Annotated in this window: 19 protein-coding genes; 7 read left to right on the forward strand and 12 right to left on the reverse strand. The window is 40.2% G+C overall.

What is annotated here, in order from left to right; genetic code table 11:
• Positions 1–207 precede the first annotated feature (207 nt).
• The 11 genes from ABWV72_RS18870 to ABWV72_RS18920 form a co-directional block, all read right to left on the reverse strand.
• Complete coding sequence (locus ABWV72_RS18870; protein ID WP_216049807.1) at positions 208–771, reverse strand: PhnA domain-containing protein; 564 nt, start codon at positions 769–771, stop codon at positions 208–210.
• 100 nt (positions 772–871) lie between these two features.
• Entirely contained in the window at positions 872–1,399 is a 528-nt protein-coding gene (locus tag ABWV72_RS18875) for a hypothetical protein (RefSeq protein WP_303501281.1), read from the reverse strand.
• A 101-nt stretch (positions 1,400–1,500) separates the two neighbouring features.
• Positions 1,501–2,025 (reverse strand): lipocalin family protein, encoded by a 525-nt coding sequence (locus ABWV72_RS18880; RefSeq protein WP_216049805.1) that lies wholly within the window; start codon positions 2,023–2,025, stop codon positions 1,501–1,503.
• Between the two features lie 113 nt (positions 2,026–2,138).
• Positions 2,139–2,600, reverse strand: a complete 462-nt coding sequence (locus ABWV72_RS18885) for a GNAT family N-acetyltransferase (RefSeq protein ID WP_252729356.1) — start codon at positions 2,598–2,600, stop codon at positions 2,139–2,141.
• A 61-nt stretch (positions 2,601–2,661) separates the two neighbouring features.
• Complete coding sequence (locus tag ABWV72_RS18890; protein WP_342806714.1) at positions 2,662–3,516, reverse strand: alpha/beta hydrolase family protein; 855 nt, start codon at positions 3,514–3,516, stop codon at positions 2,662–2,664.
• Positions 3,517–3,605: 89 nt separating this feature from the next.
• Positions 3,606–4,634, reverse strand: a complete 1,029-nt coding sequence (locus tag ABWV72_RS18895; RefSeq protein WP_216049803.1) for a methionine synthase — start codon at positions 4,632–4,634, stop codon at positions 3,606–3,608.
• Positions 4,635–4,665: 31 nt separating this feature from the next.
• On the reverse strand, positions 4,666–5,640 hold the full coding sequence (locus tag ABWV72_RS18900; protein ID WP_216049802.1) for a DUF1852 domain-containing protein: 975 nt from the start codon (positions 5,638–5,640) through the stop codon (positions 4,666–4,668).
• 528 nt (positions 5,641–6,168) lie between these two features.
• Positions 6,169–6,699 carry a DoxX family protein gene (locus ABWV72_RS18905; protein WP_216049801.1) on the reverse strand — a complete coding sequence of 177 codons (531 nt, stop codon included), beginning with the start codon at positions 6,697–6,699 and terminating at the stop codon, positions 6,169–6,171.
• A 12-nt stretch (positions 6,700–6,711) separates the two neighbouring features.
• Positions 6,712–7,452: an HvfC/BufC family peptide modification chaperone gene (locus ABWV72_RS18910; protein ID WP_353372391.1), complete on the reverse strand. Its 741-nt coding sequence runs from the start codon at positions 7,450–7,452 to the stop codon at positions 6,712–6,714.
• A complete protein-coding gene (bufB, locus tag ABWV72_RS18915) occupies positions 7,445–8,293 on the reverse strand; it encodes an MNIO family bufferin maturase (RefSeq protein WP_353372393.1) in 849 nt (282 codons plus the stop codon). The genes ABWV72_RS18910 and bufB overlap by 8 nt, the downstream gene beginning before the upstream one ends.
• 15 nt (positions 8,294–8,308) lie before the next feature.
• Positions 8,309–8,662, reverse strand: a complete 354-nt coding sequence (locus ABWV72_RS18920; RefSeq protein ID WP_216049798.1) for a BufA1 family periplasmic bufferin-type metallophore — start codon at positions 8,660–8,662, stop codon at positions 8,309–8,311.
• 486 nt (positions 8,663–9,148) lie between these two features.
• On the opposite strand from ABWV72_RS18920, the gene ABWV72_RS18925 reads away from it, so the two are divergent.
• The 6 genes from ABWV72_RS18925 to gloA2 all read left to right on the forward strand — a co-directional run bounded on the left by ABWV72_RS18925 (position 9,149) and on the right by gloA2 (position 15,852).
• A complete protein-coding gene (locus ABWV72_RS18925) occupies positions 9,149–9,694 on the forward strand; it encodes a GbsR/MarR family transcriptional regulator (protein WP_216049797.1) in 546 nt (181 codons plus the stop codon).
• Between the two features lie 104 nt (positions 9,695–9,798).
• Entirely contained in the window at positions 9,799–11,160 is a 1,362-nt protein-coding gene (locus ABWV72_RS18930) for a cytochrome ubiquinol oxidase subunit I (RefSeq protein ID WP_216049796.1), read from the forward strand.
• Complete coding sequence (gene cydB, locus ABWV72_RS18935; protein WP_216049795.1) at positions 11,160–12,158, forward strand: cytochrome d ubiquinol oxidase subunit II; 999 nt, start codon at positions 11,160–11,162, stop codon at positions 12,156–12,158. Before ABWV72_RS18930 ends, cydB begins: the two co-directional genes overlap by 1 nt.
• Before the next feature lie 182 nt (positions 12,159–12,340).
• Positions 12,341–13,312: an aldo/keto reductase gene (locus tag ABWV72_RS18940; RefSeq protein WP_353372396.1), complete on the forward strand. Its 972-nt coding sequence runs from the start codon at positions 12,341–12,343 to the stop codon at positions 13,310–13,312.
• An 18-nt stretch (positions 13,313–13,330) separates the two neighbouring features.
• A complete protein-coding gene (locus ABWV72_RS18945) occupies positions 13,331–15,445 on the forward strand; it encodes an alpha-amylase family glycosyl hydrolase (protein ID WP_342806706.1) in 2,115 nt (704 codons plus the stop codon).
• A 17-nt stretch (positions 15,446–15,462) separates the two neighbouring features.
• On the forward strand, positions 15,463–15,852 hold the full coding sequence (gene gloA2, locus ABWV72_RS18950) for an SMU1112c/YaeR family gloxylase I-like metalloprotein (protein WP_216049792.1): 390 nt from the start codon (positions 15,463–15,465) through the stop codon (positions 15,850–15,852).
• A gap of 65 nt (positions 15,853–15,917) precedes the next feature.
• On the opposite strand, the gene ABWV72_RS18955 is transcribed toward gloA2, so the two are convergent.
• Positions 15,918–16,340, reverse strand: coding sequence for a VOC family protein (locus ABWV72_RS18955; protein ID WP_216049791.1), 423 nt, complete (start codon positions 16,338–16,340; stop codon positions 15,918–15,920).
• Positions 16,341–16,611: 271 nt separating this feature from the next.
• On the opposite strand from ABWV72_RS18955, the gene soxR reads away from it, so the two are divergent.
• Entirely contained in the window at positions 16,612–17,079 is a 468-nt protein-coding gene (gene soxR, locus ABWV72_RS18960; protein WP_216049790.1) for a redox-sensitive transcriptional activator SoxR, read from the forward strand.
• The last annotated feature ends 17 nt before the right edge of the window (positions 17,080–17,096 follow it).

Raw genomic sequence — 17,096 nt, forward strand, 5'->3', positions numbered from 1 at the left:
GAAGCCCAAACTACAATACACCCGTAGCATGAGGCTTTAGCCCATGGATATTTATTAATCGCTGCTGCTAACGAGTGAAATGCTAGCGCCTATTCGGGCTGAAGTCCAAACTACAATACACCCGTAGTATGGGCTTTAGCCATGGATATTTAGCAATCGCTGCTGCTAACGAGCGAACGGCTATTCGGACTGAAGCCCAAACTATTATTATGATTTTTTGGTATATGCACTGATGATCACAATTCGCTGACCATTGACTTTGCCTTCGATGTGTTCTGGATTGCTACTAAGGCCAATTCCACGCACTGCAGTACCTCGTTTAGCGGTAAAGTTAGCGCCTTTCACATTTAAATCTTTCACAAGGGTAACGGTATCACCCGCCTGCAGAACTGTACCGTTACAATCTAATGTTGGCTCGTCACTGTGCTCAACAAGACCAGACTCTGCCCACTTAAGCATATCTTCGTCCAGATATAACATGTCTAACAAATCCTGCGCCCAACCTTCAAAAGATAACTTTTTAAGCATTCGCCAGGCAACTATTTGCACCGCAGGGACTTGGCTCCACATGCTGTCGTTTAGACAACGCCAGTGAGTCATGTCCAGTTCAGCCTCGCCCGAAATTTGAGACTGGCATGTGCCGCAAACTAAAATACATTTATCTGCATGCGCCTCTTCTGGCGGGACTTCATATACGACAAGTGAGTCAGTTGCGCCGCACAATTCGCACGTTTGATTGCTGCGAGATAGAAGAGTTTGTTCTATAGACATGTTAAAACCTTTGTGGAATGGAATTTAAGCGGCGATATTATCCATAAAAACCATAAAATTTCTATGGTTTTTACACATTAGGCTAGGATTTTAGATTTAATTAAGCATTGGAAACTGCGGTTTTTCGCGTCTGTTCCCGCTGAAAAGAAACTGTTGCAGGGGCAACACCAAAGTTTTCTGGGGTACTTTGCCCTCTAAGTGACTGGATCACACTAAGTAATGAAAAATGATGAATGGCATGACTTGAGATGAATACCAACTCGCGCGCTAAAGTGGATTGAACTTGAACCTGTTCAACCTTGTTTGCACTGACTTCACAGCTAACTAATAAGTTAACATCAAGATCTTTTTGGCAAACAGAATCTAACCAAGATTCGATTTCCTGCCACTCTTTTAGTGCGGCTTTGGGGCACCTTTCTGATTCCGAATGTCTATTTCGTTTATCATAATCAATTGATTTTATGGCGAGTCCGTTTTTTAGCGCCAAATAATGATCGAGAATATGCCGCATGTGCATACCTGCACTGCCTGAGAGATGAGGTTTTAAGATCTGCTGATATTCAGTCATATCAGTGTAAGTTAAAAATTGCTTGGCTTGGCGCACTACTTCAAGCTGACTTTCGAGCATGTTATTCCTTCCGCTTTCTTCTCATTCAGAGATTTGTTTTTAGCTAAGACCTTCATTCATAAATAATAATTTCAATTTTTTTGAATGATGTCTTTTATTAGTCACTGTTCATGGTCTACGAAGATTAATTTGGAAGTATCATAGCCAGCTGCACTGGCTTCAGTAATTAACATGTCTACAACCGATTTTGGTAAATTTTTGTCTCTACTCAATATCCATAAATACTCTCGGTTCGGTCCGCTTACCAAGGCATATTGGTAATCACGACTATCGAGGAAAAATATGACATAGCTAGAGTAAAAAGGACCGAAAAAAGATACTTTTAAATGTCCTACTGATTCATCATCAACAAAATAAGCCTTGCCTTTGGCTTCTTCCCATTCACCTTCTTCAGGGTTAAATCCCCGATTGGTAACACTGACACCACCATCTTCGAGTAGGGAATATTGCGCAGAGACAGCTTCTAAACCTTCTTCAAAACTGTGGTCAAAACGAGCGATTTCGTACCAAGTCCCTAAATATTTATTCAACTCAAAATTCTTGACCGGTTCTATTCCCTGAGGAATCGATGTGCATGAAGCAACGAACAAACTTATGATTAAAAGAAAACCGAGCTTAAATTTCATAAATACCAAACCTAATTAACTAAAAATGTCTAAATCTAGTAGTTTTAACGCACAAGTAGCTTATTTGTATCAATTACATTGATTAAAAATTTAATTCAAAAGGTAGCGTTTATCTAAAAGTTTAGTTTCATTTCAAAAGTGGATTCAGCAAACCCCGCTTTTCGATAAGCTTTGATCGCTGATTCATTAGTGGCGTAAACATCCAGATAAAAATCATCCAAATTTTGTTCCCTGCCCCAAGCAATTAATGTTTGCATAATTCGTTTATTAATCCCCTGACCACGATACTCTTGAGCTACAAACATAAAGCCTAAATAAACATGATGATCGTGTTTATGGGCTCGTTTCGACTCTCGAATTTGCGCATAACCCGTGGCTATTATCTCGCCCTCGAATTCAGCTACCGCCAAATATGACGATGGGCTGGTTATTAAATTTTCAATATCGTAATAAGTTGCATCTTTTGCTTTTAAAATCGAGTTAAAGGGACGTTCGGCCGCAATCAACTTTTGCTCTAATTCTATTAACTTTTCAAGGTCGCCTATTATCGCTTTTCGTATACTTATATTTTCCAACGGTTAAATTCACTCAGTCTATTTTAGTTAAAATGCACCTAATCAAAGGTTAAGTGTGAATTTAATGTAACTTTTCCAGTAACCATTGCAAAGTAATTTTAAGTAAAACCTCGTCTTCTGTTGCCGTTGGGTCGAGAACATTAAATACATGATCCGCCCCTTTCAATACTACCGCTTGAGCATCCTCAGAGCCTGCTGCCTGTATCAATCTAAGCGAAGATATAGGGTCAACAATAGTATCTGCACCACCAGCAATGGCTAAAACTGCACCAGGATAATTCGCCAGCTCAGTTAATGACTTCTGTTTTTTAACCTGCTCAAACCATTGCACACTTAAATTTAACGGTGCGCGCCACTCGAATGTTAATTCAGCCACGCCGTTATTTTTAGCTTCAGCATAATACTGCCCAAACTGGCTTGAAAACGGTTCACCACCATCGCCCGCAACCGATGACCAAGTTACCAGTGCAGCGAGTTCGGGATGCTCTATCACCAACAATTGCGCAATCAACCCGCCTTGACTAAATCCCAGTACCGCCAGAGAATCGGCTAGAATTTGCGGCTGTTCGATTAAAAACCCCCTTGCCATATCTGCATCACGCACTGCACTGGCTAATGTGTATTGACTATAGTCCACTTCACTATCGCCAGTACCCGCAAAATCAATTCTAATCGATGCGATATTATTGTCTCTTAGCCTTTTGGCTAATATCGCATATAAATCACCTACTTCATTTTTATTCGATGCAGTACCGTGGAGTAAAATTATCGCGGGATATTTGTCCATACCAGATGGAGCGGAGTAAATAGCGGGGATTTGATATTCACCATTATCTAAAAATAACGATGTCTCCCCACTTAAAACCTCTGTTGCCAAGAAAACTTGCAAACAAACTAAATACTTAATGATATTCATATATTTTAGGTTCACTGCCTTTTTGTTTTTAACACTCAATTAAAATTAGGTTGCGAACTTATAGGTAAATATTGTTAAGTCGAACTCTCTTAACTAGAGAGTTCTGTTCGCAGTATTTCTGCCCCTGCACTCAAAGCAGCAAGTTTAGCTCGTGCCACTTGTTGTGATAAAGGAGCCATGCCACAGTTGGTTGAAGGATAGAGCTTGTCAGCATCGACAAACTCTAGGGCTTTTCTTAAGGTACTAGCCACTTCCTCTGCTGTCTCTATTTTATTGGTTGCGACATCAATCGCCCCTACCATCACGTTTTTACCTCTAAGAAGTTCAATCAGGTCCATAGGAACACGAGAGTTTTGACATTCCAGTGAAACAATATCGATATTAGATGTTTGCAATTTGGGAAAGGCTTTTTCATATTGTCGCCACTCAGAGCCCAACGTCTTTTTCCAATCTGTATTAGCTTTTATGCCATAACCATAACAAATATGTACAGCAGTTTGACATTTAAGCCCTTCGATTGCCCTTTCCAAAGCAGCAATTCCCCAATCGTTTACCTCATCAAAAAACACATTAAATGCAGGCTCGTCAAATTGAATAATATCAACACCAGCTGCTTCTAATTCTTTGGCTTCTTGATTGAGAATTTTGGCGAATTCCCAAGCTAATTTCTCACGGCTTTTGTAATGGTTATCATACAGGGTATCTATCATCGTCATAGGACCTGGTAGGGCCCATTTAATCGGTTGATTGGTTTGCTGACGTAAAAATTTGGCGTCTTCAACAAAAACTGGCTTTTGACGAGCAACAGCACCAACGACAGTGGGTACACTGGCATCATAACGATCACGAATTTTAACGGTTTTACGTTTTTCAAAATCGACACCATCAAGGTGTTCAATGAAAGTTGTCACAAAATGCTGACGGGTTTGCTCACCGTCACTGACAATATCAATTCCTGCTTGCTGTTGATCTTGTAATGACAAGCGTAAAGCGTCTCGTTTCCCCTCAATTAGCGCTTCATCTTGTAATTTCCAAGGTGACCAAAGTGTCTCAGGCTGCGCAAGCCAAGAGGGTTTAGGTAAACTGCCGGCAGTTGATGTAGGTAATAGTGTTTTCATAATAAATAAAGTCTTATATTGGAGTTAAATGTTAAGCGTAATTAGCAGACCACTGCTCAAGGACTCTTTGGTAGGGTTTAATGAAATGCTCCTCAGCAAATCTTCCTTGCTCATTAGCCAACTGGCTGCGTTCTTCGCGGTCATACACGATTTGAGTCAGTGAATGATCCTGATTTTGCAAATTTGGTTGATAGCATTTTCCCGCAACTGCATTGGCGTTATAGATTTCAGGTCGATAGATCTTTTGAAATGTTTCCATGGTGCTGATGGTACTTATCAACTCAAGCGCTGTGTAATCATTAAGCAAATCACCGCAACAATAAAAAGCCAAAGGCGCGACACTATTGGGCGGCATAAAATAACGAACCTGTAATCCCATTTTTTTGAAATATAGTTCCGTCAACGATGAATCATTTGGCTGGTATTCAACACCTAATATCGGATGTTGATTTTCAGTCCGGTGATAGGTTTTGTTATCCGAAACACTGAGACAGATAACTGGGAGTTTTTTGAAGTGCTGTTTATAGGCATCTGAATTAATAAAAGATTTAAACAGTTTCCCGTGGAGGTCGCCAAAATTATCGGGAATGCTAAATTTCGGTTGATTCTTGTTATGCTCTAACAACAATACGCTGAAATCATAATCTCGCAGATAAGAGGAAAAGTTATTGCCGACAATGCCTTCTATGCGTTTGTTGGTGTTGTGGTCAACAATATTGGTTTTTAAAATTTCAATCGATGGGAAGCTACGACCACTGCCTTCAATGTCAATATCAACGGTGATGATATCAAGTTCTACCGAATAACGATCTCCATTGGGATTATCCCAACAGGCCATGCCATTAAAACTATTGTCAATCATATTTAAAGCGTTGCGTAAGTTCTTTTGACGGCTCTGTCCTCTTGCTAAATTAGCAAAATTGGTCGTGATACGAGTGTTGTCTGAGGGATGATAATTTTCATCAAACGCAACCTTGTTAATAGTAAATATAAAATCTTTAGTCATCGTGATTTGTATCCAATTTATCTGAGATAAAACCTAAATTTATTGTTAGCTTGTTTTAGACTTTGCAACTTTATTTTGCGGCCTTCCTTGTCGGCCATCGCTTTCACAGCCTCAGGGTTTGGGCCTAACGGACTATCAAGAATCAACGGCAATATGTGTAAAGTAAAAATCTAAAGTCGAAGCAGAGTGGGTTTTATACGCGGTTCAACTCATGAATAAAAATGATATTATTTCATTAATACATGACTGTAATTCATGAGTTAGTTTAATTGATTATTAATAGATGGCGCTTTGCGCTGCACTAAAGGCGGCAAATAAAGCTTGCTCGAAGCGACTAAGGACAGAGCAGGAATATTTATCTCATGTACTGCGTAGGAAAATATAAATTGAAGATGAGTGCTAAATATCGAGTTTTATCGGAAGCAGTGGAATAAATGGCATAGACGCACTACTTTTGATGTAGGCGCCTATATATAAGGATACTTTAGTCAACCCAAACTCTGGCTAACTAACTTAGCAAGGGATACATTATGCTCGGCTTTTTTCTAAGCCCAATAATTTATCGAGAGATATCCTTCCTGGCCCCATACTAAGTACGGCCAACAATACAATAAACCACCAAACTGCAGGATTCCACCAGTGATCCCACGAAGGGAATACAGCTAATTGAATAAATAACGTCATACCAATTAAACCAGCAGCTCCAACACGAGTCAGAAAGCCAAAAGCGAGCATCACCGGAAGCACGATTTCAGCCACCCCAGCAGAAACAGCAAGTGTTTCAATAAAGGACACAATAGTAGACCCTTCGACGTAATCTAACGTATTAGGATCACACAGCAGTAACGCCCCCTCACGAACTGGATCTGGACAGAAAAATTCATATAAAAATAAATCATATTTATCCGGATTAAAACTAAGAAACCCATTCCACTTTGTTAATCCTGATTGAAAAAACACACTTGCTGCTAATAGCCTAGCAAGAAGTAATGTTATGTCGGTTAAATACAAGCTGACTTTGGCCGTGATGTCAGCATATAGGTTCATTAGGGCTTTCATATTTTTTTTCTCTTATGTTAGTAATTTATTAAGTAGTAACTGACTAAATATTTCACTTATGTCTATTTCACCATTTTGCATCGCCACATCCGCGGTTTCACCTAAAGTTCGGCCTGCGTAAATACTAGAAATAAATAGGCTCTCTGATTCAGAAATGACTCGATGCAAAATGCTGCTATTGTCTCGCCACAATAGAAGGTTTTCAGTTGTATTCTCGATGGCGACTTGTTCGCTTAGGTTACTGACTCTTAACTGTGCCCATAAAGACGATACCGACCAATCATTTTTGATTAACTGCACGCTGGGGTGCAAAGACAGTGATTTCGATTCGATATCTTCAATTAGGGATTCAATTTCATCTTGACCAAGAGAAGGTTTATCATCGGCAAAATAGGCATGATGCCAAGCTCGATCCAATTTACATATATCCCATAAATACCTAAGTTCAGGATGATTATGTTGCAAAAAATCGTTTAAATACTCAGGAAAAATTTCACCATATTCTGCCAAAACAGGTGATGTGGGCGGGTTAGTTAAACAGAATTGTCGAGTTAAGGTTTTAAAGAAGTCCTCACCTAATAACTTCTCAGCACTTGGGTACTTGCGTTGCAACGCATCAATACAACTACTAATAAAGGTGTTCCGATATACCGCCAAGCGACGTTTATTTTGTCCATCATCAAGATGTTCGGTGACATCTTGTATGTCTCCAGTTTGTACATAGCCCATTAAGGCGAAATGAAAATCACTCATAGCTAACAACTTTACTACTTTGGATTAGCTCTCGTGCAATATTGCGTTCTGCCAGCAGTTCAGCAAACGGCGGTAAATTTGCATCTCGCTCTATCAGCACAGGACAAGGACCAATGTGACTTAAAGCATCATTTAAAAGTGCCCAAACCGCATTCGACACATCACTATCATGAGAGTCAATTAACAAATCTTTCTCGATAGGGTCAACCGAATGACCAGCCACATGAATCTCACCGATAGCTGTAGCTTCAAGATTGCCAATGTATTGCTGTGGGTCAATCCCAGTGTTGTTCGCGCTTATAAATAAATTGTTAACATCCAGCAAAATACCGCAGCCAGTCTTATTCACCAAAGACATCATAAATTCCGCTTCGGACATGTCAGATTTAAAGTTGAGATAATTAGCAGGATTCTCTATCAGTATGGGCCGTTGAATTGCATTTTGTAACTGGTCAATATTCTCGGCAGTACGAAGAAGGGATTGAGTGGTAATTGGTGTAGGCATTAAATTGCCCATATAATTTCCGTCAGCACCTGACCAAGCTATATGTTCAGAAAAAGCTGCGGTAGGAACCGAATTGACTAAACGAGCCAATCGCTTGAGATGCTCGGGATTAAGTGGGTTTGGTCCACCAAGCGAAGCCCCAACACCATGAATGCTTAACGGAAATCGCTGTGCAACTTCCTGTAATTTTGCAAGTCTAGGACCACCCTGCATCAGGTAGTTTTCTGCATGAACTTCGAACCATAAATGACCATCAACCTTACTTGGTATAGCGTCAAAATGTTCTGGTTTTAAACAAATGCCCGCATCTGCGGGCAATTCAGTTAGCTTTATCATTCGGAAATGAAACGCTTAAGCAATTGGGTCTTTAGAACCAGCACCATTTGGTGTGATTATGTATTCACATGAACCTTTAGGTGCATAAGTCCATGCATTTTTTTGGAAATCAACGGTAGAAGTCCCTTCACAACTTGTGCCAGCGCCAGCTTTACAATCGTTCTCACCGGCTAAAGCAATCCCATAACACTTGTCTTTACGTCCACGTAGTCTATTGCCATCTTTCCATTCTTGGAAAGCGACTTTCACTTTTTCAGGTGTCGCATCTGCTAATGATAATTGATCATTTGGTTTAGCAACGGCGACTTGAGAAGCGGCAAGAGTGGCACCAATAAGTAAAGCAGTTTTAATCGAATTGTTATGTTTCATAAATCGTATCCTCAAAATATTTAGTTGTGAAAAACGGGCTACTTTTTGAACAATGTAGTCCATTATGTAAGTTAAAGACCATTAGCCTTTCGTTAAAATTTCAAAAAAATATTTTATTTAGAAAATTATTTTGTTTAAGAAGTGGATTAACAAAAAATGAAAAAGTATAAAATTTTTATGAATATCAATTAGCTACCTCCATCGCCAGTTCGCTTTCTAACGGCTAAAATGTGTTGAAAAAAACATCCAAAAAGACACCCTTTATTGGCGATTAAGTAGGGATCTAATCGCAATAAACGCTGCTAATTTGGTTTAAATATTATTCTTCGCTCAATACAAAAAGCATATTTCATACAAAAATCCTCACCGAAACTCTTAACCATTCCGCCAATAGCAAACACAAATAAATAAAATAATATTTGATCTGCATCAATTAGTGTTTATAATTTTCAGAAATTACTGAAACTTCAGAAAAGAGTCTTGATTATGAAAATGACACCCATGATAGAAACCTTCGTTATGCATTTCGGTGAAATGGGTAGTCGATGGGGTTTTAATCGAACTGTTGGTCAAATGTATGCGCTTTTAGTAATAAGTGAAGAGCCTTTAAGCGCAAATGATATTGCAGAGGCCCTGAATGTTTCTCGCGGTAACGTCAGTATGGGATTGAAAGAATTACAGTCGTGGCGACTAGTGCAAATGCATCATGTTCCCGGAGATAGAAAAGACTATTTTAAATCTTTAGGCAGCATTTGGGATATGGCCAATAAAGTATTTGAAGAGCGTCGAAAACGGGAAATTGAACCCACTATGAGCGTGCTTCGAGATACTCTTTTGGTTACACCGGCAAATCAACAAGAAGAATATGCGCAACGACAGTTACAAGAGATCCATGACTTATTAGAAAACGTCACACAGTGGAGTGAAGAACTGCAACGTCTGAGTCCTGAAAAAATGGCAACCTTAATGAAGTTAGGTTCAGGCGTCGGAAAGGTCTTAGATATGAAGGATAAGTTCCTAAAAAGCAGTTAAATCAAACATGCAAAAAGCAGATTATCGCCGTAAGCAGGGTTAAATTCATCGAGTTTTAAATTTAAATAAACAACGGCTAAAATCAGCGCCGCTAGGGGGTTTCAATGGCAGATGTAATGCTACTTTCTCGCATTCAATTTGCAGCTAACATTAGTTTTCATATCTTATTTCCAGCCATAAGCATTGCTATGTGCTGGATGCTTTTCTATTTCCGCGTTCGTTTTCACATTAGTAAACATCCAGTGTGGATGCGAATCTACCGTTTTTGGGTAAAGGTATTCGCCCTCACGTTTGCAATGGGTGTGGTGAGTGGCATTACAATGTCATTTCAATTTGGCACCAACTGGCCAGGTTTCATGGCTACGGTGGGCAATATTGCGGGGCCACTCTTGGCCTACGAAATAATGACTGCGTTTTTCTTAGAGGCAACCTTCTTAGGCGTGATGTTATTTGGTATTAACCGCGTGCCGCCTTGGCTCCATACTTTATCTACCTTTATAGTTGCAATAGGAACCTCACTTTCAGCGTTTTGGATTTTAGCCCTTAACTCGTGGATGCATACCCCAACAGGTTTTGAGATGCGCGATGGCGTAGCTTATGCGGTTGACTGGTTTGAGATTATTTTTAATCCATCATTTCCATATCGATTAGGGCACATGCTATTAGCATCAGGGTTAACCATTTGTTTTTTAATTGCCGGAATTTCAGCCTACCGAATCCTTCGAGGCGATAACAAAAAAGCCCCTAATTTAGCTTTAAAAACGGCTATCTTCCTAGCCGCAATACTCACACCATTACAAGTGATTATGGGTGACATGCATGGGCTTAATACGTTTGAGCATCAGCCTCAAAAAGTTGCAGCAATGGAAGGCGTTTGGGAAACAACAAATGGCGCACCACTACTGTTATTTGCTGTCCCTGATGAAGAGCAGCGCACTAACCATTTAGAAATCGCCATTCCAAAGATGGCCAGCGTTATCTTAACCCATGATCCAGACGGACAAATTAGAGGTCTAAACGAATTTGAAGGCAAACATCCCCCCGTTAAGCCGGTGTTCTATGGCTTTAGAATCATGGTTGGACTAGGAATGCTCATGCTATTCAGTAGTTGGTTAGCGAGCTTCTACTTATGGCGGAAAAAGTCACTTTCACCATGGATGCTGAAATTCTTCATTGGGATGACATTTTCAGGTTGGGTTGCAACTTTAGCGGGATGGTACGTTACCGAAATAGGTCGCCAACCTTATTTAGTAAGCGGCATATTAACCACGGCGGATGCGGTAACTGATATTGCGCCAGAAAACGTTGGGGTCAGCTTGGCGATGTATTTGACGCTGTATGCTTTCTTACTGTTTGCATACATAAAAACTTTGTTTTACATGGCAAGAAAGTCAGTAGAAATTGAAGAATACGATGCGGCTGAGTACACACCAGCTCGCACCACAGCGACTGCGGAGGCCAACTAATGTTCTTAGACCACGATTTACCTATTATTTTTGCCGGTTTAATGGCGTTCTCAGTACTAGTTTATGCGATTCTCGACGGTTACGATCTCGGCGTTGGTTTGCTTTTACCTATGGACAATCAACAACAAAGAGACAAAATGATCGCCTCAATTGGCCCATTTTGGGATGCGAATGAAACTTGGTTAGTGTTAGCAGTCGGGTTGATGTTAGTCGCTTTTCCTAGTGCCCACAGTATTATTTTGAAAGCACTTTATTTGCCTACCGCCATGTTATTGATTGGGTTAATTATTCGTGGAGTGTCCTTTGATTTTAGAGCCAAGGTAATCGCTCATAAAAAAGACCGTTGGGACAAGCTATTTAAATTAGGATCTTTCATTGCGGCCGCTTCTCAAGGTTATATGTTGGGCATGTTTGTGATGGGATTTGAAACCAGTATAGAAGCCGTTGGCTTCAGTTTACTCAGTGCCGCAGGTGTAGCAATGGCGTATGCGCTCATTGGCGCGTGCTGGCTAATCATGAAAACGGAAGACGAGTTACAAATTAGATCGGTAAAATGGGCAAAGAATGCTGGGAAAGTATGTTTAGTGGGGATCCTTGCTGTGTGTATTATCAACCCGTTAATTAATCCCTTTGTGTTCGAACGCTGGACGCAACCTCCGCTAGCCTATTTTATCGCGTTGGTACCAATATTATGTTTTGCCTTTTTTGTGATTGGGTATTTCACGCTGCAAAGATTACCGTTAGAAGATGACGCTGGTTGCTGGTTACCCTTTGTACTCTGTACAGCCATTTTCACCTTCAGTTTTGTCGGCTTAGCATTTAGTTTTTATCCTTTTGTGGTGCCAGGCGAATTGAATATCTGGCAAGCAGCAAGTGCACCTGAGTCTCTACGGGTTATTTTGTATGGCGCACTTATTGTTATTCCCTGTATTTTTGCTTACACCTTGTTCTCATACCGTGTGTTCTGGGGAAAAGTAAGAGATTTGGAATACCATTAGAATAGCCATTTTCAGCTTACTTAGGTTCACGCTGATAAATAGCTGAATTTCATTGCAGCGCTTATAAAATGAGTGGTCAATTCACCGACGAGTGTGAATTGACCTAACGCATACGTATTCAATGTAATCTTTTTGTAAACTGATTAGAATGACTGAATTATTTCATTTTAAAAGACGTTGGCATGAAACAAATACCGTTGAATTCGTATTTTCCAAGCATGAGTCAGATATCCCTAGGCTGTATGGGATTAGGTGGATCTTGGGGCACAGCTCCATTTGAATCTAAACATGTTACACAGGCACATACTGCGGTTGACGCGGCATTAGATTGTGGAATTAACAGTTTTGATCATGCTGATATTTACACCATGGGAAAAGCAGAACAGGTTTTTGGTGAAGTATTAAAAGCACGCCCTGAATTACGCGAAAATATCCTACTGCAATCTAAATGTGGAATTGTTTTTGAAGATGAAAAAGGCCCAAAACGATTCGACTTTTCAAAACACTACATTTTAAAATCTGTAGACGGGATCCTCAACCGACTCAATACTGAATATATTGATATTTTCCTGCTGCACCGCCCAGATCCATTGATGCAAGCCGATGAAGTCGCCGAGGCATTTTCGATACTCAAAGCCAGTGGCAAAGTAAAACAATTTGGTGTATCCAATCAAAATTCCCATCAAATGAAACTATTGCAATCGGCGTTAGACATGCCTTTGGTTGCCAACCAAATTGAATTGAATCTAACCCATTTAGATTTCTTAGAGGATGTTGTGCTGGCTAACCATCCTCAGGCAAAATACCTATCCTTTCCTAGCGGTACTATGGAATATTGCCAACTCAACAATGTTCAAGTACAAGCCTGGGGAAGCCTTTGCCAAGGCACCTTGTCTGGCAAGAGTTTAACAAATCAACCACATCATATTCAGCAGACCGCAGATTTAGTCAGTAAACTAGCAGCAGATTACCAAACCTCTGCAGAGGCGATTTTGTTGGCTTTTTTAATGCGCCACCCAGCGAAAATCCAACCCATTATCGGCACAACCAATCCACTGAGAATTCAAGCCTGTAGCCAAGCGTCACAATTTGAACTAACAAGGGAACATTGGTATTCACTGTTTGTAACAGCCCGTGGTTGTGAATTACCTTAACCTTAAAGAGAGCCCATTATGAAATACCTAAATACCCTACTTACTCTGATATTCAGCTGCTCTCTTTTATTTGCTTGTTCCAAGCAAGAGCTGCCCTCATCAGGTACGCAAAAAGTCATATCAGATCCAATAACTTTATCTTTCCCTGATATTTACGACGACTATTTAAATCGAGATGTGCGCGACGATATTTTTTACTTCGTTATGCCTGACCGTTTTTACAATGGCAATCCCGATAACGATATGGGTTCAAAATCCATTCCAATCTCCCAAGGTGGATATAGTATTGATGACATTAAAGGATTTCATGGCGGTGATATCAAAGGATTAGAGCAAAAATTAGATTACCTGAAGGAACTCGGGATCAGTGCAATCTGGATGACACCGATTTTACGCAACAAAGCAATTCAATCCGATGGTTATGCTCATCACGGTTACTGGATTCTCGACTTTACCCAAATCGACCCGCATTTTGGCAGCAACCAAGACCTTAAGGATTTAATAAGCGCTGCTCATGATAAGGGTATCAAAATATTTTTCGACATCATTACTAATCACACTGCGGATGTTATCAGTTATCAAGAGTGTCATAACTCAGACGGCAGTTTTATAGACGAAAGGACCTGCCCTTATAAATCCAAAGCGCAATTAGAAAGTGGCGACAAGTACACAGCATTTGTGCCTGCAGGCAACGAAAATGTGAAAGTTCCCGCGTGGCTGAATGACCCTAAATACTATAACAATCAAGGTGATAGTATATGGCAAGGCGAGAGCGCAATTAACGGTGACTTTGCAGGGCTTGACGACTTAAATACAAAAGATCCACAAGTGATTGCCGGTATGATCGAAATTTATAAAAACATTATTAGCGAATTCAAACCTGATGGTTTTCGAATTGACACCGTAAAACACGTGGATATGGTGTTTTGGTCTTCGTTTAGTCCGGCAATTTTAAACCATGCAAAACAACAAGGCATACCTAACTTTCATATTTTTGGTGAAGTATACAGTGCGGATCCTATAGAACTAAGTAGCTATACAACTTTGGGTAAAATGCCTTCGGTCCTCGACTTTGGATTTCAGGACGCGACCGCCAATGTATTTTATCGAAATAAGCCGGCTCAAGAAATCTATCAGCTTTTTGAAAATGATGACTTTTACAACGACAATGACAGTCAATCTGATTTATTAATGAATTTTTTAGGAAATCACGATATGGGAAGGGCCGGATTTTTTATCAATCAAAGTTTGCCTAATGCCAGTGCAGAAGAAAAGCTCAAGCGAGATATACTCTCTCATGCTTTCATGTACTTATCTCGTGGCATTCCGGTGGTCTATTATGGTGATGAACAAGGCTTTGTTGGCACTGGGGGCGATGTTGGCGCACGAGAAGATATGTTTCCTTCAAAAGTAGCTGCCTATAATGAATTGGATTTACTTGGCACAGAAGCAACAACGGCAACGGAGAACTTTGATCAAAACCACCCAATATATCGCGCTTTGCAAAAACTAGCACAACTGCGTATGGATCACCCTACTTTGCGTCGTGGATTCGCCTTTAACCGCGCAAGCGAAGGTAGTGAATATGCTTTTGCAATATCCAGAGTGGATAAACAAGACTCTACAGAATATTTACTGGCCTTCAATCCAACTAATCAGCCGCAAACTATTAGGTTAAAAGCCAGCAGTGACGGCTATCAATGGATAGATGGTAGCAGAAAATTTAGTATGGATAGCAATGACATACTAATTACCTTGCCAGCTCTTAGCTATACAGTTTTAAAAGCAAATTCAGCCATTGAGAATACCGAGTTAGTAGAACTGGAATTTTTAGGGACGGAATCTCAAGGGCGTGTAATACGTTTTGACTACCGACTTGCTGAACAAGTTTCAAGCCCATTACCACTGTTTGAAGTAACCACTGAAATTAGCAATCAACAAGGCGAATATGAATTAGTCGCCAAAGATAACACCCCGCCATATTCAGCCATTATTGATAAGCAAAAATTTATCCGGCTGGCAGCCAAGGATATTCGAGTTTCGATTAGCGATTGGCAAGGAAAAAGCGTAGTACATACTTTTTCCCTTGAAAAAAATACAGATGTTGAACGTACTATCAACCACATCAATTAACTTATTCAGAGACGAGTATGACTAAATTAAAAGGCTTTCATCATGTGGCAATTATTTGTAGCAACTATGCGCATTCTAAAGCCTTTTATACTGACATTTTAGGATTTCAAATAGTTGCAGAAAATTACCGTGCTCAGCGAGACTCATACAAACTCGACTTAGCACTTCCTGATGGCAGCCAAATCGAACTGTTTTCATTTCCCGGAGCCCCTCAACGGCCCTCTAGACCGGAAGCTCAGGGACTCAGACATTTGGCTTTTAAAGTCGATTCGGTAAGTGATTTTTGCGATTATTTGCGGACCAAAGGTATTATTCCCGAGCCGATTCGAATAGATGAATATACAAACCGGGAGTTTACCTTTTTCGCCGATCCTGACAACTTACCATTAGAAGTGTACCAAGATTAAAGTGATAAGGGGGTTAGCCCCCGTGTCACATCCATCAACCTATGCCAGCGAACTTTTCCACTTAGTTAATCGTCGGCGTTATTCCTTTGACTGGGTATGTCTGATAGATATTCGACAAATTCTATTTCAAAGCCGCTCGGATCAATAAAATACATGTTTTTTCTAAATTGATTTTTAGCGCCTAGGTTGTGGGGTTCGAAACCAGCACTTTGCATTCGAGTTAAAAGTGCCGAAATATCCCTTACCTCAAACGCCATATGGGCCAGCCCTAATTGACTACCTTTTAAGTCCCTATTTTCACCGCTTCCATTGTCGTTGAACGTAAGATAGTTATATTCATCGCCCAAATGTAGCCAATTTCTTTGGGTTCCATACCAATTAGCATTGCCTTGGTGGCGAATAGACCAGTGTGGAAACGCGGCTTGATAAAAATTTAATGTTTCTTGCATGTCTTTGACGACAATATTGATATGTTCTAAACGGATCATTTGCATACCTCACTTTAATTTCATTGTGTTATTAAACAAACTTAAAAAATTGTCTAAACGAATAGTTGATGTTTTGGCTATACAAGGTTTGAACTGTAATAGTTTTCGAGTTTGCTGTTGTTTTGTTGGTAATTGATTTTCTTGAGGTGTCTGCATGATGCTCTCCAAAGTTATATGTTTTGTTGTCTATGAGCACAGAATAAATCCTCAAGTTAACTTGAGGTAAAGGACTTTTTTTCATATTCTTTAAAAAACGACAAAAGGAATCATCATGGCCGAAAGAGAGCTAAGCGTTGGGTTTGTGGCCAAACGCTGCGGTGTAAAAGTATCAACGCTGCATTTCTACGAACAAAAGGGTCTCATTCAAAGTTGGCGTAATTCAGGAAATCAACGACGTTATAAAGCGGATGTTTTAAGACGAGTCTCGGTGATAAAAGCCGCCCAAAAAATAGGCATCAGTCTACAAGACATTAAACTCACTTTTGCAACCTTACCTCAGTCAAGAACGCCGACAAAACAAGATTGGGCCAAGCTATCTCGGAATTGGCAACAACAGTTAGAAGCGCGCATTCAAAGCATGATAAAACTAAAAGATTCGTTAGACGGCTGTATCGGCTGCGGCTGCTTATCGATGAAATCTTGCCCTATATATAACCCCCAAGATAACCTCGCCATTGAAGGTCCTGGCCCCGTGCTCTTAGACCGCCAGAGATCATCTGATCTGAAGGATAATACATAGACTTTTTACGCTTTATT

The organism is Aliiglaciecola sp. NS0011-25 (genome assembly GCF_040370605.1).
Taxonomy (GTDB): domain Bacteria; phylum Pseudomonadota; class Gammaproteobacteria; order Enterobacterales; family Alteromonadaceae; genus Aliiglaciecola; species Aliiglaciecola lipolytica_A.